Annotated in this window: 20 protein-coding genes; 8 read left to right on the top strand and 12 right to left on the bottom strand. The window is 66.1% G+C overall.

Features of this window, described 5'->3' with window-relative positions:
• Nucleotides 1-265: 265 nt before the first annotated feature.
• From ACEQZD_RS00565 to ACEQZD_RS00580, 4 genes are all read left to right on the top strand, one after another.
• Nucleotides 266-1,567 carry an ammonium transporter gene (locus ACEQZD_RS00565; RefSeq protein WP_370183358.1) on the top strand — a complete coding sequence of 434 codons (1,302 nt, stop codon included), beginning with the start codon at nucleotides 266-268 and terminating at the stop codon, nucleotides 1,565-1,567.
• Nucleotides 1,564-2,178 (top strand): hypothetical protein, encoded by a 615-nt coding sequence (locus tag ACEQZD_RS00570; RefSeq protein ID WP_370183359.1) that lies wholly within the window; start codon nucleotides 1,564-1,566, stop codon nucleotides 2,176-2,178. Before ACEQZD_RS00565 ends, ACEQZD_RS00570 begins: the two co-directional genes overlap by 4 nt.
• Before the next feature lie 71 nt (nucleotides 2,179-2,249).
• On the top strand, nucleotides 2,250-3,539 hold the full coding sequence (locus ACEQZD_RS00575) for a dicarboxylate/amino acid:cation symporter (protein WP_214014041.1): 1,290 nt from the start codon (nucleotides 2,250-2,252) through the stop codon (nucleotides 3,537-3,539).
• A 4-nt stretch (nucleotides 3,540-3,543) separates the two neighbouring features.
• Entirely contained in the window at nucleotides 3,544-4,344 is an 801-nt protein-coding gene (locus tag ACEQZD_RS00580; protein ID WP_142949300.1) for an SDR family oxidoreductase, read from the top strand.
• Nucleotides 4,345-4,349: 5 nt separating this feature from the next.
• Here ACEQZD_RS00580 and ACEQZD_RS00585 read toward each other — a convergent pair whose 3' ends face one another.
• Nucleotides 4,350-4,856: a DUF2505 domain-containing protein gene (locus tag ACEQZD_RS00585; RefSeq protein WP_370183362.1), complete on the bottom strand. Its 507-nt coding sequence runs from the start codon at nucleotides 4,854-4,856 to the stop codon at nucleotides 4,350-4,352.
• 141 nt (nucleotides 4,857-4,997) lie between these two features.
• Between ACEQZD_RS00585 and ACEQZD_RS00590 the strand changes: the two genes are divergently transcribed.
• Complete coding sequence (locus ACEQZD_RS00590) at nucleotides 4,998-6,179, top strand: trans-acting enoyl reductase family protein (RefSeq protein WP_370183364.1); 1,182 nt, start codon at nucleotides 4,998-5,000, stop codon at nucleotides 6,177-6,179.
• A gap of 1 nt (nucleotide 6,180) precedes the next feature.
• Here the strand turns inward: ACEQZD_RS00590 and ACEQZD_RS00595 are convergent, their stop codons facing one another.
• From ACEQZD_RS00595 to ACEQZD_RS00605, 3 genes are all read right to left on the bottom strand, one after another.
• Nucleotides 6,181-6,642: a MaoC family dehydratase gene (locus tag ACEQZD_RS00595; protein WP_142949303.1), complete on the bottom strand. Its 462-nt coding sequence runs from the start codon at nucleotides 6,640-6,642 to the stop codon at nucleotides 6,181-6,183.
• Nucleotides 6,643-6,746: 104 nt separating this feature from the next.
• Nucleotides 6,747-7,601, bottom strand: coding sequence for an alpha/beta hydrolase (locus tag ACEQZD_RS00600; RefSeq protein WP_335628433.1), 855 nt, complete (start codon nucleotides 7,599-7,601; stop codon nucleotides 6,747-6,749).
• A complete protein-coding gene (locus ACEQZD_RS00605; RefSeq protein ID WP_335628434.1) occupies nucleotides 7,591-8,451 on the bottom strand; it encodes an alpha/beta hydrolase in 861 nt (286 codons plus the stop codon). Before ACEQZD_RS00605 ends, ACEQZD_RS00600 begins: the two co-directional genes overlap by 11 nt.
• Nucleotides 8,452-8,589: 138 nt before the next feature.
• Between ACEQZD_RS00605 and xthA the strand changes: the two genes are divergently transcribed.
• Entirely contained in the window at nucleotides 8,590-9,414 is an 825-nt protein-coding gene (gene xthA / locus ACEQZD_RS00610) for an exodeoxyribonuclease III (protein WP_335628435.1), read from the top strand.
• A complete protein-coding gene (locus ACEQZD_RS00615) occupies nucleotides 9,411-10,415 on the top strand; it encodes an ion transporter (protein ID WP_370183368.1) in 1,005 nt (334 codons plus the stop codon). The genes xthA and ACEQZD_RS00615 overlap by 4 nt, the downstream gene beginning before the upstream one ends.
• Nucleotides 10,416-10,437: 22 nt before the next feature.
• Here ACEQZD_RS00615 and sixA read toward each other — a convergent pair whose 3' ends face one another.
• The 5 genes from sixA to ACEQZD_RS00640 form a co-directional block, all read right to left on the bottom strand.
• Nucleotides 10,438-10,899 carry a phosphohistidine phosphatase SixA gene (gene sixA / locus ACEQZD_RS00620; protein WP_370183371.1) on the bottom strand — a complete coding sequence of 154 codons (462 nt, stop codon included), beginning with the start codon at nucleotides 10,897-10,899 and terminating at the stop codon, nucleotides 10,438-10,440.
• Entirely contained in the window at nucleotides 10,896-11,927 is a 1,032-nt protein-coding gene (locus tag ACEQZD_RS00625) for an NAD(P)H-dependent glycerol-3-phosphate dehydrogenase (protein ID WP_335628438.1), read from the bottom strand. The genes sixA and ACEQZD_RS00625 overlap by 4 nt, the downstream gene beginning before the upstream one ends.
• Nucleotides 11,928-12,016: 89 nt before the next feature.
• The gene (htpG, locus tag ACEQZD_RS00630; RefSeq protein ID WP_370183373.1) at nucleotides 12,017-13,897 is read right to left on the bottom strand and encodes a molecular chaperone HtpG; all 1,881 of its coding nucleotides are present in this window, start codon (nucleotides 13,895-13,897) and stop codon (nucleotides 12,017-12,019) included.
• 104 nt (nucleotides 13,898-14,001) lie between these two features.
• The gene (locus ACEQZD_RS00635; protein ID WP_370183375.1) at nucleotides 14,002-14,910 is read right to left on the bottom strand and encodes a TIGR01777 family oxidoreductase; all 909 of its coding nucleotides are present in this window, start codon (nucleotides 14,908-14,910) and stop codon (nucleotides 14,002-14,004) included.
• Complete coding sequence (locus ACEQZD_RS00640; protein WP_370183377.1) at nucleotides 14,907-16,463, bottom strand: hypothetical protein; 1,557 nt, start codon at nucleotides 16,461-16,463, stop codon at nucleotides 14,907-14,909. Before ACEQZD_RS00640 ends, ACEQZD_RS00635 begins: the two co-directional genes overlap by 4 nt.
• 356 nt (nucleotides 16,464-16,819) lie before the next feature.
• Here ACEQZD_RS00640 and ACEQZD_RS00645 point away from each other — a divergent pair, with 356 nt between their 5' ends.
• A complete protein-coding gene (locus ACEQZD_RS00645) occupies nucleotides 16,820-17,014 on the top strand; it encodes a PA3496 family putative envelope integrity protein (protein ID WP_255442554.1) in 195 nt (64 codons plus the stop codon).
• Between the two features lie 70 nt (nucleotides 17,015-17,084).
• Here the strand turns inward: ACEQZD_RS00645 and sucD are convergent, their stop codons facing one another.
• The 3 genes from sucD to lpdA form a co-directional block, all read right to left on the bottom strand.
• Nucleotides 17,085-17,960: a succinate--CoA ligase subunit alpha gene (sucD, locus tag ACEQZD_RS00650; protein ID WP_067609757.1), complete on the bottom strand. Its 876-nt coding sequence runs from the start codon at nucleotides 17,958-17,960 to the stop codon at nucleotides 17,085-17,087.
• Nucleotides 17,957-19,126: an ADP-forming succinate--CoA ligase subunit beta gene (gene sucC, locus ACEQZD_RS00655; protein WP_142949314.1), complete on the bottom strand. Its 1,170-nt coding sequence runs from the start codon at nucleotides 19,124-19,126 to the stop codon at nucleotides 17,957-17,959. The genes sucD and sucC overlap by 4 nt, the downstream gene beginning before the upstream one ends.
• 103 nt (nucleotides 19,127-19,229) lie before the next feature.
• Complete coding sequence (lpdA, locus tag ACEQZD_RS00660; protein ID WP_142949315.1) at nucleotides 19,230-20,669, bottom strand: dihydrolipoyl dehydrogenase; 1,440 nt, start codon at nucleotides 20,667-20,669, stop codon at nucleotides 19,230-19,232.
• Between the last annotated feature and the right edge of the window lie 3 nt (nucleotides 20,670-20,672).

The following is a 20,672-nucleotide window of genomic DNA, read 5'->3' on the forward strand; positions in this document are numbered from 1 at the left end:
ACGTCAATCAGTACTACAACCACGTCCGCCCTCACAGCACGAACCAGTACCAAACACCCGGGGCAAGGGAAAAAGCGGCCGCGTGACCAGAACCTAAGAAACTGTCCAAGATCACTTGACCACTTCACGTTCCCGGAAGGGCAGAACACAGACCCGCGTCCCCTGCTGGAGGGTCCAACTTTCCCGTTAAAGCGCGATGCACCCAGAAATTGGCATAACCGTTGCACCGCCCCCCTAACCAAAGGCTTTTCCCGTGGGGGATCTCATGGAACGACGCGCCGCGCTACTGCTCACCCTCATCGCCCTGCCCGCTTCCGGCCTGGCCGACACCCCGGAATACACCGCCAACGACGTGGTCTGGATCGCCATCGCGGCGGCCCTGGTGTTCCTCATGCAGGCCGGCTTCGCGCTGCTGGAAAGCGGCCTGAGCCGCACCAAGAACGCCATCAACGTGGTGATGAAGAACTACATGGACCTGTGCGTGGGGACGCTGATGTTCTGGGCGCTGGGCTTCGGCCTGATGTTCGGCGCCAACCCCAGCGGCTGGGTGGGCCAGGACCTGTTCGCGCCCAGCCAGGGCGACAGCGATCTGTGGACCCTGCTGCTGTTCCAGCTGATGTTCGCCGCCACCGCCGCCACCATCGCATCCGGGGCGATGGCGGAACGCACCCGCTACCTGGGGTATCTGTGCGGCGCCATGCTGATCACCGGGCTGGTCTACCCGCTGTTCGGCAACTGGGCCTGGAACAGCGACGGCTGGCTGGCGGCTCTCGGGTTTATCGACTTCGCCGGCTCCACCGTGGTCCACAGCGTCGGCGGCTGGTGCGCGCTGGCGGGCATCATGGTGGTGGGGCCGCGCCTGGGCCGCTTCGACAGCCAGGGGCGGCCACGGGAGATTCGCGGCCACAATTTATCGTTCGTGGCCCTGGGCGGGTTCCTGTTGTGGTTCGGCTGGTTCGGCTTCAACGGCGGCTCCACCCTGGGGGCCGACGTCAATATCGCGCTGATCAACCTCAACACCCAGCTGGCGGCCGCCGCCGGCGCCCTGGGGGCCGCGCTCTACCGGGTTATCGCCCGCCGCCCGGTGCTGCTCACCGAAACCGTCAACGGCAGCCTGGCCGGGCTGGTGGCGATCACCGCCGGCTGCGCCACCATGACGCCCGGCTTCGCGATCATCACCGGCCTGCTGGGCGGGCTGCTGGTGGGCCCGGGCAGCCGCCTGCTGTTGTCGATGAAACTGGACGACGTGGTCGGCGCGGTGCCGGTGCATGCGTTCGCCGGGGCCTGGGGCACGCTGGCCGCCGGGCTGTTCTACCAGGGCGACCTGTTCGACCCGCAGCGGGTCACGGTGCAGTTGCTGGGCATTGTGGTCGCCTTCGCCTGGGCGTTCTTCGCCGCCTTGATCCTGTATATGGTGCTGTCGCTCACCGCCGGCCTGCGGGCGCCCAGCCAGCATGAACAGCGGGGTCTGGACGTCAGCGAGCACGCCGAGCTGGGCTACCCGGAATTCGCCCAGCAGCACCTCTACGACGCCGATGTGGCCAGCGGCCTGGATAGCCCACGATGAGCCCGGAAGAACGCCACCGCCGCGCCATTGCCACCGGCCTGGCCCCCTATCTGGACAGCCGCCAGGTGCCGGAGGCGGTGGCCCTGTGGCAGAGCGACTACGCCCACCGCCCGCGCTTTTCGCTGCAGGGCTACGTGAGCCATATCAGCCGCCTGTTCGAGGTGGAGGGCCGGCGCCATGATCTGCACCTGAGTCTGGTGCAGGCGATGACGCTGCCGGACCGGGAACTGCTGCCCGACCCGCTGGGGGACGAGGACGGCGCCCACCGGGCCCACCCCTGCACCGAGGCGTTCCAGCTTCTGATGCGCGCCCTGTGGGCGCAGCTCGACGCGGGCCAGGCCGGCCAGGTGCGTCTGGATCAGCTCACCGACCTGCGCCGCCCGGGCGCCGACCCGGCCCTGCGTGACACCCTCGAATACTGGCTCAACCACGCCGACGGCGACCTGGCGCCGCTGGACCAGGATCAGCTGCGGCGTTTGCTTAACCGCGCCTATGTGTTGCTGTGCGAACGGTTCGGCCCGGTGCACAGTGACCGGCTGCTGAAACTGGCCGTCGACCGCGTGCGCGGGCAGCGCCCGGGGCTGGAATCCGCGCTGCACGCCCTGCTCTGACGGCCGACGTTGCTTGCCAGTGGTTCAAAGGGGTCATTATGCTAGCCCACACTGTGTAATCGGGGCGCTGAATGAAATTACATCACCAGATATTTCTGGCCATGGTGCTGGGCGGTATTGCCGGGGCGCTCACCGAAGAGAGCACCCGGCTGTTCGGGCTACCGCTGCTGCCCGGCTATGACCTGATTGGCGATCTGTTCATCAATGCCCTGAAGATGGTGGTGGTGCCGCTGATCACCACCGCCATTATCAGCGGCATGGTCAACGTGGGCGACGGCGACGATCTCGGCCGGCTGGGCCTGAAAACCGTGCTGTTCTACCTGAGCACCAGCCTGATCGCGGTGCTGGTGGGGCTGGTGGTGGTGAATCTGATCGCCCCCGGCGTGATCGACGGCCAGCCGGCGCGGAACCTGCTGGGCCTGTCGGCGGACACCGACCGGGCCCTGGCCAGCATCGAGGGCCGCGGCGCCGGCGACTTCACCGAAATACTGCGCCAGTTGCTGCCGCCCAACCTGTTCCAGGCCGCCGCCGAAACCCAGATGCTGGGGCTGATCGTGTTCTCGCTGTTCTTCGGCTTCTTCCTGCGCACCCTGCCCGGCGCGCCCGGTGAGCATCTGCGCCAGGTGGTGGAAGGCATCTATCAGGTCACCATGCGCATCACCATGGTGATCATCCGCTTCGCGCCGCTGGGCGTGTTCGGCCTGATCGCCGCCACCGTCACCCGCACCGGGCTGGACGCGGTGGAGCCGCTGGCGCTGTTCTTCGTCACCGTGCTGCTGGCGCTGGGCATTCATATGTTCGGCGTGATGCCGCTGCTGATCCGGCTGTTCGCCAAACGCTCGCCGGTGCGCCACCTGCAGGCCATGGCGCCGGCGCTGATGACCGCCTTTTCGTCGGCCAGCTCCGCCGCCACCCTGCCGCTGAGCATGGACTGCGTGCAGAAGCGCTCCGGCGTGTCCAAGCGCACCTCCAGCTTCGTGTTGCCGCTGGGCGCCACCGTCAACATGGACGGCACCGCCCTGTACGAGTGCGTGGCGGCGATCTTCATCGCCCAGGCCTACGGCATGGACCTGTCCCTGACCACCCAGTTCGTGATCGTGCTGACCGCCCTGCTCACCTCCATCGGCGTGGCCAGCATTCCGGCCGCCAGCCTGGTGGCGATCACCGTGATCCTGGGCACTATCGGCCTGCCCGCGGAAGCGATCGGTCTGATTCTGGTCACCGACCGGCTGCTGGACATGTGCCGCACCGCGGTGAACGTCTGGGGCGACAGCGTCGGCGCGGTGATCCTGGCGCGCAGCGAAGGCGAAGAAAACGTGCTGCGCACCCCCATGAAAGAACTCGAGACGGAACGGGCCTGAGCGAATGAAACCGGTTCTTTTGATCACCGGCGCCGCCCACGGCCTGGGCCGGGCGCTCGCTCTCGGCGCCGCGCGGGACTATAAGCTGGCGCTGCTCGACCGGGAACGGGTGGCCGGCGAGCAGCTCGCTGACGCGCTGCGCCGGGACGGCGCCGAGGTGCTGTTCGTGCACGCCGACGTGGCCGTGGAGGCGGACTGGCGCCACGCCCTGGAGCGGGTACAGCGGCGCTGGGAACGGCTCGACATCCTGATCAACAACGCCGGGCTGGCCGCCATGGGCCCGTTCGAGGGGCAAACGCCGGCCACCTGGGAGCAGCTCTGGCACACCAACCTGATGGGCGCGGTCCACGGCTGTCGCACCGCCTTGACGATGATGAAGCGCCAGGGTGACGGCCACCTGATCAACGTGGCGGCGCTGGCGGGCATCACCGCGCCGCCGGGCATGGCCGCCTATGTGGCCTGCAACGCCGCGCTGATCCGCTTCAGCGAGGCCCTGGCGGCGGAACTGGACGGGCTCAATATCGGCGTCAGCGTGGTCTGTCCGGATCTGTTCTCCAGCGACATGAGCCGGCGCATGCCCAACGCCGATCCGCTCAGCCGTGCCCGCCTGCAGCGCGCCATGGACGACGCCCCGGAAAGCGCCGCCGAGGTGGCGGACACCATCCTTCAGCAGATGGGCAAGCGGCCGCTGTACCTGTTTCCACAGCCGGAGGCCCGCCGCGACTGGCGCAGGAAGCGCTGGCGCCCGGAACGCTTCGTGGCGCGCATGGCGAAACTGGGCAGCAGCCTGCGCCGCTATCGTTAATGCACTTATTGCTGATGCACTTCCTCGATATAGCGCAGGGTGTGGCGGTAATCGCCTTCCAGCGCCTTATCGAAACGCTCGCCGATCAAACGCTCCAGTTTGCGACCCACCAGCGGCAGGGATGAATGCACCGCCACGCGGGTGATCTGGCGGGACTGATCGCCGTCGGCGGGCAGCGTCATGGTGCCGCTCACCTTCACCGGCACATTGCCCAGCTGAAAGCGATAGTCCGCCTGGTAGCCGCCGGTGGCCGGGCGCCAGTGGAATTCGGTGGTCAGTTCCGCTTCCGAGGGCAGCAACTTGCGCGCGAAGGCGGGCACCTTGTCCAGACGGATTTCGATGGGCTGCGCAATACGGATGTGGAAGCCGTCGCCGGCCGGTTCGAACACCTCAAAGCGGTAATCGTCCACTTTGCCCCATTGATAACGCTGTTCGAAAAACGCCCGGCTGGTGAGAATGCCGTACAGCTCTTCAACATTCACCGGATAGCGGCGTTCCGCGGTGACATCCATGGTTTTCTCCCGAGTAATAAGATGCCCTGAAGGCCAATCGCCGGGGTACCGGTAGGCCCGGGGCGAAGGCAAAGCTACACTGCGCCGACAAGCCATTTCAATTGTTCGGCGACTGCCCCTCGTCAAAAGTAAGGAGCGAGCATGAGTGCCACCCGTCCCTACGCCCTGGTTCTGTACGGCGCCACCGGTTTCACCGGCGGCCTGTGTGCCCGCTATCTGGCCCGCAAGCTGCCCGCGGGCACGCCCTGGGCCCTGGCGGGCCGCAACCGCGCCAAGCTTGAGCAGGTGGCCGCCGGCCTGCCCGGCGACAACCCGCCGGAGCTGATCGAGGCGGACAGCGGCGACCCCGCCAGCCTCACCGCCCTGGCCGCCCGGACCCGCGCCCTGGCCAGCACCGTGGGCCCCTACATGCAATACGGCGAGCCGCTGGTGCGCGCCTGCGTGGAACAGGGCACCCATTACTGCGACCTCACCGGCGAACCGGAATTCGTCAACACCCTGCTGAGCCGCTACCACGAGGCCGCCCAGGCCAGCGGCTGCGCGCTGGTCAACTGCTGCGGCTTCGACTCGATTCCCCATGACGCCGGGGTGTTGTTCGCGATCCGCGAACTGACCCTGGAGCACGGCGGCAAACTGGACGGCCCGGTGACCGCCGAAGGCGCGGTGGCGTTCTCCGCCAAGTTTTCCGGCGGCACCTGGCGCTCGGCGCTGGAGGCGTTCGCCCGGCCCGGCGCCAACCAGCGCAGCCAGCGCGACGCCCAGGTGCGCCTCAAACAATGGTACCCGCGCAAGGTGGGCGGTCTGGCGCCCAAGCCGCACAAGGACGAGGCGCTGGGCGGCTGGCTGGCGCCCATGCCGACCATTGATCCGATGGTGGTGATGCGCTCGGCCCGGGCGCTGGACGATTACGGCCCGGAGTTCCGCTACGGCCATTATCTGGTCACCGGCGGGCTGGGCAAGCTGATCGGCGGCGCCGCCGGCGTCGGCGGGCTGGTGCTGGCGGCCCAGATCGGCCCGCTGCGGCGCCGTCTGATGAAGCTCAACCCGGCCGGTCAGGGCCCGGATGAAGCCACCCGCGCCCGTTCCTGGTTCCAGGTGAAGGTGCGCGCCCGTTGCGGCGACAGCGAAGTGCTGTGCCGGGTGTCCGGTGGCGATCCCGGCTACGACGAAACCGCCAAGATGCTCTCGGAAACCCTGATGGGCCTCGCGCTGGACGAGGGTTACCCCATGCACACCGGCGTGGTCACCCCGGTGATGGCGCTCGGCGACCGCCTGATCGACCGGCTCGAAGCCGCCGGCATGCTGTTCGAGCGCAACGCCTGATTCAGACGAAGTACATCAGCAGCCATTCGGCCACCAGGGCGGGCTTGTCCTCGCCCTCGATGTCCACCGTGAACAGGAATTTCAGCAACCACTGGCCGGGCTTCTTCTCATTGGCTTCGATCAGAGTGGCGCGGGCGCGGATGCGCGCGTCGACCTTGACCGGGGCCATGAAGCGGAGCTTGTCGAAGCCGTAGTTCATGCCCATTTTCATGCCGCGCGGCACCAGAAAATCATCGATGCTGGTCTGCAGGTACGGCAGCAGCGACAGCGTCAGGTAACCGTGGGCGATGGTGGTGCCGAACGGCGTCGCCTTGGCGCGCTCCGGATCCACATGGATAAATTGATGGTCCAGGGTGGCGGCGGCGAAGTCGTTGATGCGCCCCTGGTCGATGGTGAACCATTCCGAGGCGCCCATGTCCTCGCCGACGTACTCGTTGATCTGTGCGGCTTCCACCACTTTCATGCCCGGCTCTCCTCGCGTTTTTTATTAAGGTTTCACTACCGCGAGGATAACCGTGCCCGCCGGCGCCGCCATGACGGGATGGCTCGCCGGCGCCAATGTTTTGGTCAACCGAGGAAGGCTTTGATGGCGTCCGCCACCGGCAGCGGATCGTCCATATGCAGATGGTGACGCCCGGGCAGGCGGGTGACCCGCACGTCGCGCAGCCACTCGATGCGGTGATCGAAGCGCCCGTCGCCGCCAAGCCCCTCATTACCCAGCACCAGCAAGGTGGGCGCGGTGATGCGCTCGGCGAACCCTTTCACCTGGTCGTCGGTGAGCCGCAGTGACGAGGTGATGCGCAGCCGCGCGTCGGTGCGCCAGGTCCAGCCGCCGTCCACCTGCTCCAGCCCGCGCTCGCACAGCAACCGGGCCGAGCTTTCCTCCAGGCCGCCCAGGGCCGGCAGCCGCGCCGCCACCGCCTGCTCCGGATCCGCGTACACCGGCTTGCGCTTGTCCGGCAGCGCCTGCATCTGGTCGATGGCTTTACGCAGGTTGGGCGCCACTTCGTCGGCGGCGGTGGCCGGTGGTCCCAGGCCTTCGATCAGCACCAGGCGGCTGACCCGTTCCGGGAAGGTGGCGGCGAACAAACAGGCCACGCCGGCGCCCATGGAGTGGCCGACCAGCACGAAGCGGTCCCAGCCCAACTGATCGGCCACCGCCAGCACGTCGCGGACGTGGTCCACGTAATGGGTGGCCTGGTGGCGCGGGCGGTGCTCGGAATGGCCGTGGCCGGCGAAATCCAGCGCCACCAGCGGATGGCCGAGCGGTTCCGCCAGCGGCTGAAAGGAGGCGGCGTTGTCCAGCCAGCCGTGCAGCGCCAGCACCGGTTCGCCCTCGCCGGGCCACTGCAGGCCGGCCAGTTCCTGGCCGTAGGCGCGGAAGCGGCGTTCCACCGGAGTCCGGGACGGGTTAGTGGGCATTGCGGGCGCCCTCCCCGGCTTCCGCGCCGTCTTGCCGGTGGTCCGGACCGAGCACGCCGTCCAGGGCGCGCAGCACCAGTTGCGCGGTGCCCTCCGGGCGCTCCAGCGGGTACATATGGCTGCCCGGGGCGAACAGGCGCGTCATCCGGTGGCGGCGGGCGTGGCGGGCACCGCCGAGGTGGAACAGCTTCGGCGATTGCTCGCCGGTGACCAGCACGCCGGGCACCCGGGTGCGCGGCAGCGCCGTGACCCCGGTGGGGGTCTCGCGGAACACCGCCACTTCCACCTCCGGGCGGAAGCGCAGACGCCAGCCGTCGCCGTGGCGCTCCAGGCCGGCTTCCAGGTAGTTCTTCAGCGACCGCGGGTCGAACGCCTTGAACAGGCCGCGGGAGTTGAAATAACTCTCCACGTCGTCCCAGCTGGCCCAGTAATCCAGCCGGCCCTTGCTCTTTTTCGCCGGCGAGAAACGGTCGCCCTGCCCGGTCAACCGGGCCAGCCGGTAGGCGGCGCCCTGCAGGCCGTTGGCCAGGGGCGGGTCGAGCATCACCTGGGCCCGGAACCAATCCGGATGGCGGTGGGCGACCCAGAACATCAGCACCGAACCCATCGAGTGCCCCAGACCGATAATCGGCTTGGGCAGCGGTTCGAGGAAGGCTTCCAGTTCCAGGCTCAGGCTTTTCCAGTCCCGGTCCACCGGGTAACGGGGATCCTGGCCGAGGCACTCCACCACATGGATGTCGTAGTGCTCCGCCAGGGGCGCCAGGAAGGTGTCGTAGCTGTGCCCGGGCACGCCGTTGGCGTGGGCAAAGGCCAGCACCGGTTTGCGTCCCGCCGCCGCTTGGGTGTTCATCCAGCGCTCTCCTCGAAAAATCGGCAATGCAAAAAGGACCATGATAACCGCCCCCGGCGGCAAACCCATGGCGAAATCCGCCAACGCGCGGACAGTTCGCGTCGGGGATTGTACAATGCGCGGCAAACAGGAGGTGTCATGACGCTGATCTCGTTCAATATCAATGGTATTCGCGCACGCTTGCATCAGCTGGAAGAGCTGCTGGGCAAATACAAACCCACCCTGGTGGGCCTGCAGGAAACCAAGGTTCAGGACAGCGAGTTTCCGGAACAGGCGATCCGCGACCTGGGCTATCACCCCTATTATCACGGCCAGAAAGGCCATTACGGGGTGGCGCTGCTGACCCGGGAACCGCTGGAAGACGTGCAATACGGTTTTCCCTCCGACGGCGAGGACGCCCAGCGCCGCATGATCATCGGCCGGCTGCGTGACGCCGACGGCCAGCCACTGACGGTGCTCAACGGTTATTTCCCGCAGGGCGAAAACCGCGAGCATCCGGTGAAGTTTCCCGCCAAGGAAAAGTTCTACCAGGATCTGCAGCATTATCTGGAGAACCACCACGACGCCAGCGAGAAGCTGGCCATCATGGGCGACTTCAACATCTCCTCCACCGACCTGGACATCGGCATCGGCGAAGCCAACCGCAAGCGCTGGCTGCGCGAGGGCAAGACCAGCTTTCTGCCCGAGGAACGGGAATGGTGGCAGCGTCTGATCGACTGGGGCCTGGAAGACACTTTCCGCTGCCGGTACCCGGACACCGACGACGTGTTTTCCTGGTTTGATTACCGTTCCAGAGGCTTTGAACGGGACCCGCGCCGCGGCCTGCGCATTGATACCGTGCTGGCCACCAAGCCCCTGGTGGAGCGCCTGACCGATTGCGGTGTCGACTACGAGATGCGCGCCATGGAGCGCCCTTCGGACCACTGCCCGGTGTGGAGCCGGTTCGATAACCTGCCCTCATGAGCGTTCATTTCAACCTCAAGCGGCTGAGGCCCAACCTGGACGGGCTCGGGTTCCTGATCGATGTGGGCATGATCCTGCTGGTGATCGCCAACCTGAGCCTGATCCTGTTTGACTGGATCTACCGGGTCGAAGCGGTGCAATCGGCGATGGAAACCTACACGCCGGACTTCTATCGCTTCTACAGCGACAGCATTCATGCCAACTTCTTTGAAATCGATCTGGCCTTCGTCAGTGTCTATCTCACCGAGTTCGTGATCCGCTGGGCCGCCGCCATCGCCCGCCAAACCTATCATCGCTGGTTCTTTTATCCGTTCGTGCACTGGTACGACCTGCTCGGCTGCATCCCGGTGGGCAGCTTCCGCTGGCTGCGGATCCTGCGTGTGGTGAGCCTGATGTACCGGCTGCAGAAGCTCGGCGTGGTGGACTTCCGAGACACCGCGGTGGGCGCCACGGTGATCAAGTATTACCGCATCCTGATGGAAGAGATTTCCGACCGGGTGGTGATCAACGTGCTGGATGGCGCGCAGCGGGAGATCCGCAGCGGCGGCGCGATGATGCACCGCATCGAGCAGGACGTGCTGGCGCCGCGGCGGGCGCAGCTGGTGGACTATGTGGCCGGCCGCATCGCCGACGCCACCCGCCGCAGCCACGACCAGTACCGCGATCAGCTTTCCGAGTACCTGGTGCACGTCACCGACGAAGCGGTGCAACGCACCCCGGCGGGCCGGCGGCTGGCGGCGATTCCGGTGGCCGGCCCGCGCGCCATCGCGCTGCTCGGCGACACCGTGCGCGACGGCGGCACCGCCCTGGTGGCGCAAATCGTCGAGGACATCAGCGCCCCGGCCAACCGGCAACGGCTGGACGCCCTGGTGGACAACCTTCTGGTGGCGTCCAGCGGCGGCGGCGAACAACTCAATGAGATGGTGAAGGAAACGCTGCTGAAGATTCTCGACCACGTGAAGGACCAGGTGGCGGTCCAGCACTGGAAAGAAGAGGATTGACGCCCGGCCCGCGCCGGCCGGGTTACTCCGGGGCGCGCAGCCACAGCAGCCGTGCGCCGCCGGCGGCGGCCACGTCGACATCGAACGCGGCCACGCTGCCGACGCGGAACCCCGGCCGCGAGCGCGGCTCGCCCACCCACAGGGCGCTCAGCAGCGACACCAGCGGCATGTGGCTGACCAGCACCAGGTTCTCGCAGGACGGCTGCTCGATCAGCCAGTCGAGAAACTGATCCGGCGCCGCTTCCGGCACCAGATACCCGCACGCCTCCTGATCCATGCCGCCGTAGGCACGGGCGATGCACAGCGCGGTCTGCTGGGCGCGCCGGTAGGGGCTGGCGATCAGGCGGTCCACGGTCACCCCCTCCTCGCGCAATCTCTGCCACAGGGCCATCACTTCCAGGCGCCCGCGTTCGGTGAGCGGGCGCTCGGCGTCGGTGGGGGCCTGAGCCACGGCTTCGCCGTGCCGGCAAAGGTAGACTCTCAAGCCGCCCCCCCGTGGAAGCTGAACTCCACGTCGTGCTTGTGCTCGCCGCTCATCAACCGGGCGATCATGGTCTCCAGCGGCTTGCCCTGATAGATGATCTCGTAGAGGGCGGTGGCCAGCGGCATGTAGACGTTGAGTTTTTCCGCGTGGGTGGCGACCAGCCGAATGGTGTTAAGGCCCTCGGCGGTCTGACCCAGGGTATCGAGCGCCTGCTGCAGTTCCTGGCCCTGGCCGAGCTGATAACCGAGCCGGTAATTGCGCGACAGGGAGGAGGAACAGGTGGCGATCAGGTCGCCGACCCCGGACAGCCCCAGGAAGGTGAGCGGGTTGGCGCCCAGCTCCACGGCGAAGCGGCTCATTTCCGCCAACGCCCGGGTGAGCATGAAACTGCGGCTGTTCTCGCCGATGTCGATGGCGGCGGCCATGCCGGACGCCACCGCGTAGATGTTCTTGAGCGCGCCGCCCAGCTCCACGCCGTAAATGTCCGGGTTGTCGTAAACCCGGAAATATTCACAGCTGAGCGCCTGCTGGATGGTGTGGCAGAGCGCCTCGTCGGGGCTGGCGATCACCGAGCCGGTGAACTTGCGCTCGACGATCTCCCGCGCCAGGTTGGGGCCGCTGAGCACGCCGATGCGGGTGTGGTCCCACTCGCGCTTGAGCAGCTGGCTCATCAGCAGGAAGCCGTCTTCGTGGATGCCCTTGGTGCAGCTCACCACCAGGGTGCCGTCCTTGACCATGGGGCGGGCCTGGCGCAGCACCTCCACGAAGGCGCTGGAGGGCACCGCCACGAAGATCAGATCGGCGCCGTCGAGCACCTGGTCGAGATGCTCGGTGGCGTGAACCCCCTCGGGCAGAGTCTGGCCGGGCAGATAACGGGGGTTCTCCCCGTCCTCGTTAATGGCGGCGGCGGTTTCCGGATCGCGCACCCAGAGGCGGGTGCGGTGGCCGTTTTCGGCCAGGATGCTGGCCGTGGCGGTGCCGAAACTGCCACCGCCGAGAATCGCGGCGGTGTGTTTGCGCTGCTCCATCAAGAGCCCCTCTGTTCGGGCGGGTGGGTCACCAAAGGGGGCATCATAAGCGCCTCCACCAGGCCAGGCAATGCGCCCGGCCGGGTCGTTCAGGACTGGTCGGCACGCTCCTGCAGCAGCCGGTTCAGGCGCCGGGCGGTGGCCGCCGGGTCCGAGGGCAGCTGGCCTTCGGCGAGCAGCGCCTGATCGAGCAGCAGCTCGGCCAGTTCCGTAAAGGTGGCGCTCTCCTCGATGCCTTCCAGCCGTTGCAGCAGCGGGTGCGCCAGATTCACTTCCAGCGTCGGCTTGCTGTCCGGCACCGGCTGGCCGGCGGCTTCCAGCATCATGCGCATCTGCGGGCCCAGCTCGTCCTCGGCCAGCACCAGGCAGGCCGGCGAATCCACCCGCCGGCTGGTGGGCCGCACTTCCGCCACCTGATCGCCCAGGCTGTCACTGAGACGGCCGATCAGCGGCGCCTGCTTGTCCTGGTCGGCGCGCTCCTGGTCTTCCTGGTCCATGTCCAGCTGGCCGCGGGCCGCGTTGACCAGTTTGCACCCTTTGTATTCGCCCAGATAGCCGGCCATCCATTCGTCGACCCGCTCGGTGAGCAGCAGCACCTCAATGCCTTTCTTGCGGAACACTTCCAGGTGCGGGCTGTTGCGCGCCGCGTTCAGGTTGTCGGCCAGCAGGTAATAGATCTTGTCCTGCTTTTCACCGGCGCGCTCCAGGTACTGGTCGAGCCCCACGGCGCCGGGCCGGACGTCCTCGGTGGACGGGAAGCGCAGCAAGGCGGCGATCGCCTCGCGGTTGTCCGGGTCCTCGCCGATGCCTTCCTTGAGCACCTCGCCGAACTGCGACCAGAAGGTGGCGTATTTTTCCTCGTCGTTGCCCAGTTTCTTGAGCGTCTGCAGAACACGCTTGGTGAGCGCGGCGCGGATCTTGCGCACCGGGCCGTAGTCCTGCAGCAGCTCGCGGCTGACGTTGAGCGGCAAGTTGGGCGCGTCGATCACGCCCTTCACGAAGCGCAGGTACAGGGGCAGAAACTGCTCTGCGTCGTCCATGATGAACACACGCTGCACGTACAGCTTCAGGCCACGGCTGGCCTCGCGGTGATAGAGATCGAACGGCGCCCGGGCGGGCACGTAGAGCAGACTGGTGTATTCCAGTGCCCCTTCCACCTTGTTGTGGCTCCAGGTCAGCGCGTCCTGGAAATCATGGCTCAGGTGACGATAGAAATTCTGGTATTCCTCGTCGCTGATCTCCTGGCGGGGGCGTTGCCAGAGCGCGGTGGCGGAATTGATGGTTTGCCACTCGCTGGTGCCGTCTTCGCCCTCACCGCCGGTCTCCGCCGGGGTCGGCATCAGAATCGGGAACGCCACATGGTCGGAATACTGCTGCACGGTGGCGCGCACTTTCTGGTCGTCCAGGAATTCCTTGGCGTCGTCGCGCAGGTGCAGCACCACCGCGGTGCCGCGCTGGGGGCGCTCGATGGTTTCCACGGTGAACTCGCCCTCGCCGTCGCTTTCCCAGCGCACGCCCTGGTCGGCGGGGTCGCCGGCACGGCGGCTGAACACCTCGACGCGGCCGGCGACGATAAAGGCGGAATAGAAGCCCACGCCGAACTGGCCGATCAACTGGGCGTCCTTGCGGCGGTCGCCGGTCATGCTGGCGAGAAACTTCTCGGTGCCGGAGCGGGCGATGGTGCCCAGATTGTCGACCACCTCTTCCCGGTTCATGCCGATGCCGTTGTCGGCGATGGTGAGTGTGCCCTCGTCCTTGTCCACCGAGAGCCGGATCCAGGGCTCCGGATCGTTTTCCAGCAGCTCGGCGTCGTCGAGCGCCCGGAAACGCAGTTTGTCGCAGGCGTCGGAGGCGTTGGATATCAGCTCGCGCAGGAAAATCTCACGGTTGCTGTACAAGGAGTGCACCATCAGGTGCAAAAGGCGGGATACTTCCGCCTGGAAACCACGGGTTTCGCGGTCTTGACTCATAGATTCTTCTCCGCCGGATAATCACTGAACACCACGGCGCCCTCCCCGGCACCGCCGCCTTCTAGATAGGCACCCGGACGGCCTTTTTCAAGGTCCGGACCTCTCTACGAAGCGGTGTTGGCGAGATCGTCGAGCGCCTCTTCGAGGCTCGGGAAGCGGAAGGTGAAGCCCTGGTCTTCCAGGCGGCGCGGGTAGACCCGCTGGCCGCCCAGCAACAGCCCGGACAGTTCACCCAGGCCGAGCCGCAGCAACGGCGCCGGGGCCACCCAGGGGGCGGGACGATGGACGGCGCTGGCCAGCGCCCGGTGGAAATGCCGCTGGGTCACCGGCTGAGGGGCGGTGGCGTTAAAGACGCCCTCCACGCCCGGGGTCTCCAGGGCGCGCGCCAGGATCGACACCATGTCCTCGATATGGATCCAGCTCAGCCACTGGCTGCCGTCACCGAGACGGGCGCCGAGCCCCAGCCGGTAGACCGGCCAGAGCCCTTTCAGCATGCCGCCGTCGCGCCCCAGCACCACGCCGGTACGGATGATGCTCAGGCGCACGCCCTGCCCCGTCACCTCGCGGGCGGTCTGCTCCCAGGCGTCGCAGAGCCGGTAGCCGAAATCCTTGCGCCGGGCGGAGCTGTGCTCGGTCAGCTCGGCGTCGCCGGCGTCGCCGTAAAAACCCACCGCCGAGCCGCTCACCATCACCGAGGGCGTGGTGTCGAGCCGTCGGCACAGCGCCACCAGCTCGCGGGTGGTGTCCAGCCGCGAAGCCATCAGGGTGCGCTTGCGGGATTCACTCCAGCGGCGGGTGAAGAGGTTTTCGCCGGCCAGATTGACGATGCCGTCGATAGCCTCGTCGTCGCCGATGTCGTCCAGGGACGCCACCACCCGGGTGCCCTCGGGCAGTTTCGACCGCGCCCGCTCCGGCGACCGGCTGAGCACGGTCAGAGCGTGGCCGTGGGCGGCCAGCCGCCGGCATAGCTCGCCGCCGATGAAACCACTGCCGCCGGTTATCAGAACCTTCATTGCGCCTCCTCGATTGAAGCCACGTCGCCGAGGTCGTAGAAGTACTCGACCTTGCCGGAACCCATTGCCACCGCCAGCGTCACGCGTCTCTTGTCGACGTCCACCAGGGTCCCCCGGTGGCGTTCACCGCTTTCCAGGGTCACCGTCACCGGGCCGCCGATCAAGCCCTGGTACGGCGCCCCGTCTTCGTCGGGGGAGGCCCGATCGGGCGCCGGCGCGGCCGCCGTCTCGCCGCCGCCGGCGGTGTCCAGCACCAGCCGGGTGCCGTCGGCGAGCATCAGTTCACGCACGCTGTCCTCACGCAGATTGATTTCCGCCCGCCCGGAGCCCATGGTCATTTCCAGCCACAGGCGCTGCTCGTTGACGCGGGTCAGCGTGCCGCTGCTGGCGCTGCCGTCGCGCTCCGTGACGGTCACCTGCTGGCCCAGGTAGGAGGCCAGGTCGGTAAAGCGGTGCAGGCGCACGGTCACCGCCGGCGACAGCGCCGCGCGCGGCGCCGAGGCGCCGAGCACGCCGCTGTCCGCTGTCTCGGCGGCGCCGGCGGCGAGCACCCGGGTTTCCATGGAGCCCGGGGTCACCGCCCAGCCGACGCTGTTTTCTTCCAACTGCAACCGCCGGCGTTCCACGGTGCCGTCGCGCAGTGCCACGCGGGCCTGCACTTCCCCTTCGCGGGAAGCGCGCCGCAGGTTGACGTTCTCGATGCGGATCGACGCCACCGCCCCGGCCGGAAACTGGGTATGCAGATATTCGCGCGCCACGTAGCCGAGCGTGTCCGGGTGATCGAAAAACAAATCCACTTTGCCGTTACGGTAGCGCAGGTGGTTGGTCTGTACCGTGAAGTCTCCGACCAGATAGCTGCGCAGGGTATCGGGAAGCACCAGCTGCAGGGCGCCGGTGAACTGCTGGTCGCCGAGCGGTGCCAGCGCCAGCTCCAGCCGGTAGCCCTCGTTGAAGATGCGGGTCTCGGGGTAGCTGCGCCCTTCCGGTTTCCAGGACACATGCACCGGCGGGCCGCCGGATTCCGCCGGGGTGATCAGCAGGGTGCGCCGTTCCTGGATGTCCTCCGGGCGCCAGCCGAGCAGGATGCTGACGGAAAGGTCGGGCAGGAACGCCTCCCCCTGGTGGATGCTGAGCACGCCGTTGATCAGGGTGACCCGCACCGGGTTCAGCAATGTCTGGCCGTGGATCAGGCCGGACAGCGGCTTGCCGTCGCCCTGCACCATTAACAGCGCCGCCTCCGGGGAGCGCACGAAGGTGGTGGCCGCCGGGGTTTTGGCGCCACGCAGCACCTGGCCGGGCACCGCGTTGATCGGCTCCAGCCGCTCGTGCTGCACATAGATCAGCCCCGCGCCGACCAGCAGGCACACGGTGCCGAGCACCCTGAGCAGGGCCAGCACCCCGTAGTTTTGCCAGTTTTCCTGGACCTGGCGCAAACCGGCCAGGGGTATTAGAAAAAGCAGCGTGCTGTCGCCACGGAACGCGGCCTGCCGCACCAGCCCCACCGTGGCCATGATCAGCAGGCTGAGGCCGGCCACTAATAGCCATTCCGCCATTTTATTATGCTCTCCCCGATAGCCGGCCGGCGGCCGGCGTCATGCCGCCATGGTAAACGTCAGCTTACAAAGCCTTACCCGGTCAATCCACACTTTCACCATCGCGACATGTTCCCGGCCCCCAAGGGTATGACGGTGGTCACACCGGGCCGCGAAATACCGGTCATCGGATTTCATCAAAAAACGCTTGTCTCGATAAAAAACTGACGTTATACAGGCGCTGAGGTGGTCAGAGCTGGAATCCTCCCAGGGGGATGCCGCTCGGTACCCGGTTGTTTACGGCGGTTCCGTTTCCGAAGGAGGCGACCATGAGTGACCGACGCACTGAGAATGACTATGAGTCGGATGATTTACTGATGAACGATGATTTTGAACTCGAAGATGGCGTGGACGACGATCTCCAGGAAGAGAAAGCAGCCCGTTCACGCAGTTTCAACATGGACATGAGGCACCGCATCGAAGACCGTCTGGAAGAGCGTCGTCTCAAGCGCGAGCTTGGTGATTACGAGTTCTTCGATATGGACGACGATGACGAGGACATCCTGCACTGACAGTGGCGGGGTATAAAAAAAGGCCGGCGATTGCCGGCCTTTTTATTAACCACTCTGGTACGTCGCGGGATTACCAGCCGGTGGCTTTTTTCACGCCTTCGCCGATTTCGGCGGGGTTGCGGACGGTGACCACACCGGCCGCTTCCAGGGCGGCGAACTTCTCGTCCGCGGTGCCCTTGCCACCGGCGATGATGGCGCCCGCGTGGCCCATGCGCTTACCCGGGGGCGCGGTGACACCGGCGATGTAGCTGACTACCGGCTTGGTGACGTTGTCCTTGATGTAGGCGGCGGCTTCGTCCTCGGCGGTACCGCCGATTTCACCGACCATCACGATGGCTTCGGTCTGCGGGTCGTTCTGGAACAGCTCCAGCGCTTCGATAAAGGTGGTCCCGGGAATCGGGTCGCCGCCAATGCCGATGCAGGTGGACTGGCCGTAACCCAGTTTGGTGGTCTGGTTGACCGCCTCGTAGGTCAGGGTGCCGGAACGGGACACGATGCCCACCTTGCCGGGCTTGTGAATGTGACCGGGCATGATGCCGATCTTGCATTCACCGGGGGTGATCACGCCCGGGCAGTTCGGGCCGATCAGACGCACGCCCTGCTTACGGTCCAGGTATTCCTTCACATAGAGCATGTCCAGCGCCGGGATACCCTCGGTGATGCAGACGATCAGCTCGATGCCGGCGTCGGCGGCTTCCAGGATGGAATCCTTGCAGAACGGAGCCGGTACGTAGATCACGGACGCGGTGGCGCCGGTCTCTTTGACCGCTTCGGCCACGGTGTTGAACACCGGCAGGCCCAGATGGGTCTGGCCGCCCTTGCCCGGGGTCACGCCGCCCACCATCTTGGTGCCGTACTCCAGCGCCTGTTCGGAATGGAAGGTGCCCTGGCTGCCGGTGAAACCCTGACAGATCACCTTGGTGTTCTTATCAATCAATACGCTCATTTGGCACCTCCAGCGGCTTTCACCACCTGTTCGGCGGCGTCGTCGAAACTTTCTGCGGCTACGATGTTCATGCCGCTCTCGGCGAGCTTCTTGGCGCCCAGTTCGGCGTTGTTGCCTTCCAGACGCACCACGACCGGCACGTCCACGCCGACTTCTTCCACGGCGCCGATGATGCCCTCGGCGATCAGGTCACAACGGACGATGCCGCCGAAGATGTTCACCAGAACCGCTTTCACCTGGTCGTCGGAGAGGATGATCTTGAACGCTTCGGTGACGCGTTCCTTGGTGGCGCCGCCACCCACATCCAGGAAGTTGGCGGGCGCGCCGCCTTTCAGCTTGACCAGGTCCATGGTGCCCATGGCCAGGCCGGCGCCGTTGACCATGCAGCCGATGTTGCCTTCCAGGGCCACGTAGTTGAGGTCCCATTCGGCGGCGCGGCGTTCGCGGTCGTCTTCCTGGGTCGGATCGTCCAGTGCCTTGATGTCCGGGTGACGGAACAGCGCGCTGCCGTCCACGTTGATCTTGGCGTCCAGGCAGTGCAGGTCGCCCTGGTCGGTGATCACCAGCGGGTTCACTTCGATCAGCGCCAGATCCTTCTCTTCGAACAGCTTCGCCAGGCCCACGAAAATTTTCGCGAACTGGTTGATCTGCTTGCCTTCCAGACCCAGCTGGAACGCGATCTCGCGGGCCTGATAGGGCTGCGCGCCGACCAGCGGGTCGACGATCGCTTTGAGAATTTTCTCGGGGGTTTCCTCGGCGACTTTCTCGATCTCCACGCCGCCCTCGGTGGACGCCATGAACACCACCCGGCGGGTGGCACGGTCGAGCACCGCGCTCAGATACAGTTCGCGGGCGATGTCGGTGCAGGTTTCCACCAGAATTTTGGTGACCGGCTGGCCGTGTTCATCGGTCTGGAACGTCACCAGGCGCTGGCCCAGCCACTTCTTGGCGAATTCCGCCGCTTCCTCGGGGCTGTCGACCAGTTTGACGCCACCGGCCTTACCGCGGCCACCGGCGTGCACCTGGGCTTTCACGACCCATTTGTCACCACCGATTTCCTTTGCCTTCGCCGCCACCTCTTCCGGTGTATCGCAAGCGAAGCCCGGAGAAACCGGCAGGCCGTAATCAGCAAAAAGCTGTTTCGACTGATACTCGTGGAGATTCATGCCTTAACTTCCGTAAGCTTGTCTGTGGATAGCGCTCCCGGCGCAATATCGGGGCCTCTTCGGGCCCCTCTTGTGTCGGGGCCCGCTGGGTATCTTCGGGGCCCTACTTTTTGCGGCGGCGTTGCGCCACGTGGATAGCCTTGTAGTCCGTGGCCAGAGCCGCTTCGTGCACGGTCTCGGAGAGGCTCGGGTGGCCGAACACCATCAATTGCAGATCCTCGATGCTGGCACCGAATTCCATCGCCACGACCCCTTGCTGAATCAGCTCGGAGGCCTGCGGGCCGAGGATGTGCATGCCCAGCACCCGGTCGGTTTTTTCGTCCACCACGAACTTCACCAGACCGCCGGGCTCGCCGGCGGCCAGTGCGCGGCCATTGGCGGCGAAGGGTACCGCGCCGGTTTTATACGGCTCGCCGGAATCCTTCACCTCTTCCTCGGTCTTGCCCACCCAGGCGACTTCCGGGTGGGTATAAATGACGCCCGGCACGGCGTCGTAATTGACCTGGGTATGCTCCCCGGCAATCACATCCGCCACCATCACGCCCTCTTCGATCGCTTTGTGGGCCAGAGCCGGTCCACGCACCAGATCGCCGATCGCGTACACGCCCGGGACATCGGTGCGACACTGGCTGTCGACGTACACATAGTTACGTTCGTCCATGGTCACGCCGGCGTCCTGGCTGAGCAGGCCTTCGGTGTAAGGACGGCGGCCCACCGCCACGATCAGGCGGTCGAACGTCTCTTCGTGCTCTTCACCGTCGTAGCTGTAGGTGACGCGCACGGAATTCTTGTTCTTCTTGGTTCCGGTGACCCGGGCACCCAGATGGATGTCGAGCCCTTGTTTGGAAAACAGTTTGAAGGCTTCCTTGCCGATCTGCCGGTCCACGGTGGGCAGGAACGTATCCACCGCTTCGAGCACCTTCACTTCACTGCCGAGGCGGGCCCAGACGCTGCCCAGCTCCAGGCCGATGATGCCGGCGCCGATCACGCCCAGCTTTTTGGGCACGGAATCGAATTCCAGGGCGCCGGTGGAATCGACAATGATCTTCTGATCCACCTCGGCCACCGGAATGTCCACCGGCACGGAACCGGCGGCGAGAATCACGTGTTCGGCTTCCAGGGTCTGTTCGTCGCCGTCCAGCGGCGAGAACTGCACCTGCTTGTTGGCCTTGAGCTGGCCGCTGCCCTGCAGCCAGGTGACCTTGTTCGACTTGAACAGGGAGGCCACGCCGCCGGTGAGCTGCTGCACGACTTTGTCCTTGCGCTGGTGCATGGTGTCCAGATCAAGGCTCAGTTTGCCCACGCCCACGCCGTGATCGGCGAGGGCGTGCTCCGCCTCATGGTACTTCCAGGAGGAATCCAGCAGCGCCTTGGACGGAATACAGCCCACGTTCAGGCAGGTGCCGCCGAGTGCCGGCTGGTCCTGTTTGTTGACGCGCTTCTCGATGCAGGCCGTGTTGTAGCCCAGCTGCGCGCAGCGAATCGCGGCGACGTAACCGCCGGGGCCGCCGCCGATGACGATGACATCGTATTTATCAGCCATAAT

It is taken from the genome of Alloalcanivorax sp., assembly GCF_964221125.1.
In the GTDB taxonomy this organism is placed as follows: domain Bacteria; phylum Pseudomonadota; class Gammaproteobacteria; order Pseudomonadales; family Alcanivoracaceae; genus Alloalcanivorax; species Alloalcanivorax venustensis.

Excerpts from the sequence above, each read along its gene's own strand:
- ACEQZD_RS00565 (WP_370183358.1), top strand. The coding sequence starts at position 266 with ATGGAACGACGCGCCGCGCTACTGCTCACCCTCATCGCCCTGCCCGCT.
- ACEQZD_RS00570 (WP_370183359.1), top strand. The coding sequence starts at position 1,564 with ATGAGCCCGGAAGAACGCCACCGCCGCGCCATTGCCACCGGCCTGGCC.
- ACEQZD_RS00575 (WP_214014041.1), top strand. The coding sequence starts at position 2,250 with ATGAAATTACATCACCAGATATTTCTGGCCATGGTGCTGGGCGGTATT.
- ACEQZD_RS00580 (WP_142949300.1), top strand. The coding sequence starts at position 3,544 with ATGAAACCGGTTCTTTTGATCACCGGCGCCGCCCACGGCCTGGGCCGG.
- ACEQZD_RS00585 (WP_370183362.1), bottom strand. The coding sequence starts at position 4,856 with ATGGATGTCACCGCGGAACGCCGCTATCCGGTGAATGTTGAAGAGCTG.
- ACEQZD_RS00590 (WP_370183364.1), top strand. The coding sequence starts at position 4,998 with ATGAGTGCCACCCGTCCCTACGCCCTGGTTCTGTACGGCGCCACCGGT.
- ACEQZD_RS00595 (WP_142949303.1), bottom strand. The coding sequence starts at position 6,642 with ATGAAAGTGGTGGAAGCCGCACAGATCAACGAGTACGTCGGCGAGGAC.
- ACEQZD_RS00600 (WP_335628433.1), bottom strand. The coding sequence starts at position 7,601 with ATGCCCACTAACCCGTCCCGGACTCCGGTGGAACGCCGCTTCCGCGCC.
- ACEQZD_RS00605 (WP_335628434.1), bottom strand. The coding sequence starts at position 8,451 with ATGAACACCCAAGCGGCGGCGGGACGCAAACCGGTGCTGGCCTTTGCC.
- xthA (WP_335628435.1), top strand. The coding sequence starts at position 8,590 with ATGACGCTGATCTCGTTCAATATCAATGGTATTCGCGCACGCTTGCAT.
- ACEQZD_RS00615 (WP_370183368.1), top strand. The coding sequence starts at position 9,411 with ATGAGCGTTCATTTCAACCTCAAGCGGCTGAGGCCCAACCTGGACGGG.
- ACEQZD_RS00625 (WP_335628438.1), bottom strand. The coding sequence starts at position 11,927 with ATGGAGCAGCGCAAACACACCGCCGCGATTCTCGGCGGTGGCAGTTTC.
- htpG (WP_370183373.1), bottom strand. The coding sequence starts at position 13,897 with ATGAGTCAAGACCGCGAAACCCGTGGTTTCCAGGCGGAAGTATCCCGC.
- ACEQZD_RS00635 (WP_370183375.1), bottom strand. The coding sequence starts at position 14,910 with ATGAAGGTTCTGATAACCGGCGGCAGTGGTTTCATCGGCGGCGAGCTA.
- ACEQZD_RS00640 (WP_370183377.1), bottom strand. The coding sequence starts at position 16,463 with ATGGCGGAATGGCTATTAGTGGCCGGCCTCAGCCTGCTGATCATGGCC.
- ACEQZD_RS00645 (WP_255442554.1), top strand. The coding sequence starts at position 16,820 with ATGAACGATGATTTTGAACTCGAAGATGGCGTGGACGACGATCTCCAG.
- sucD (WP_067609757.1), bottom strand. The coding sequence starts at position 17,960 with ATGAGCGTATTGATTGATAAGAACACCAAGGTGATCTGTCAGGGTTTC.
- sucC (WP_142949314.1), bottom strand. The coding sequence starts at position 19,126 with ATGAATCTCCACGAGTATCAGTCGAAACAGCTTTTTGCTGATTACGGC.
- lpdA (WP_142949315.1), bottom strand. The coding sequence starts at position 20,669 with ATGGCTGATAAATACGATGTCATCGTCATCGGCGGCGGCCCCGGCGGT.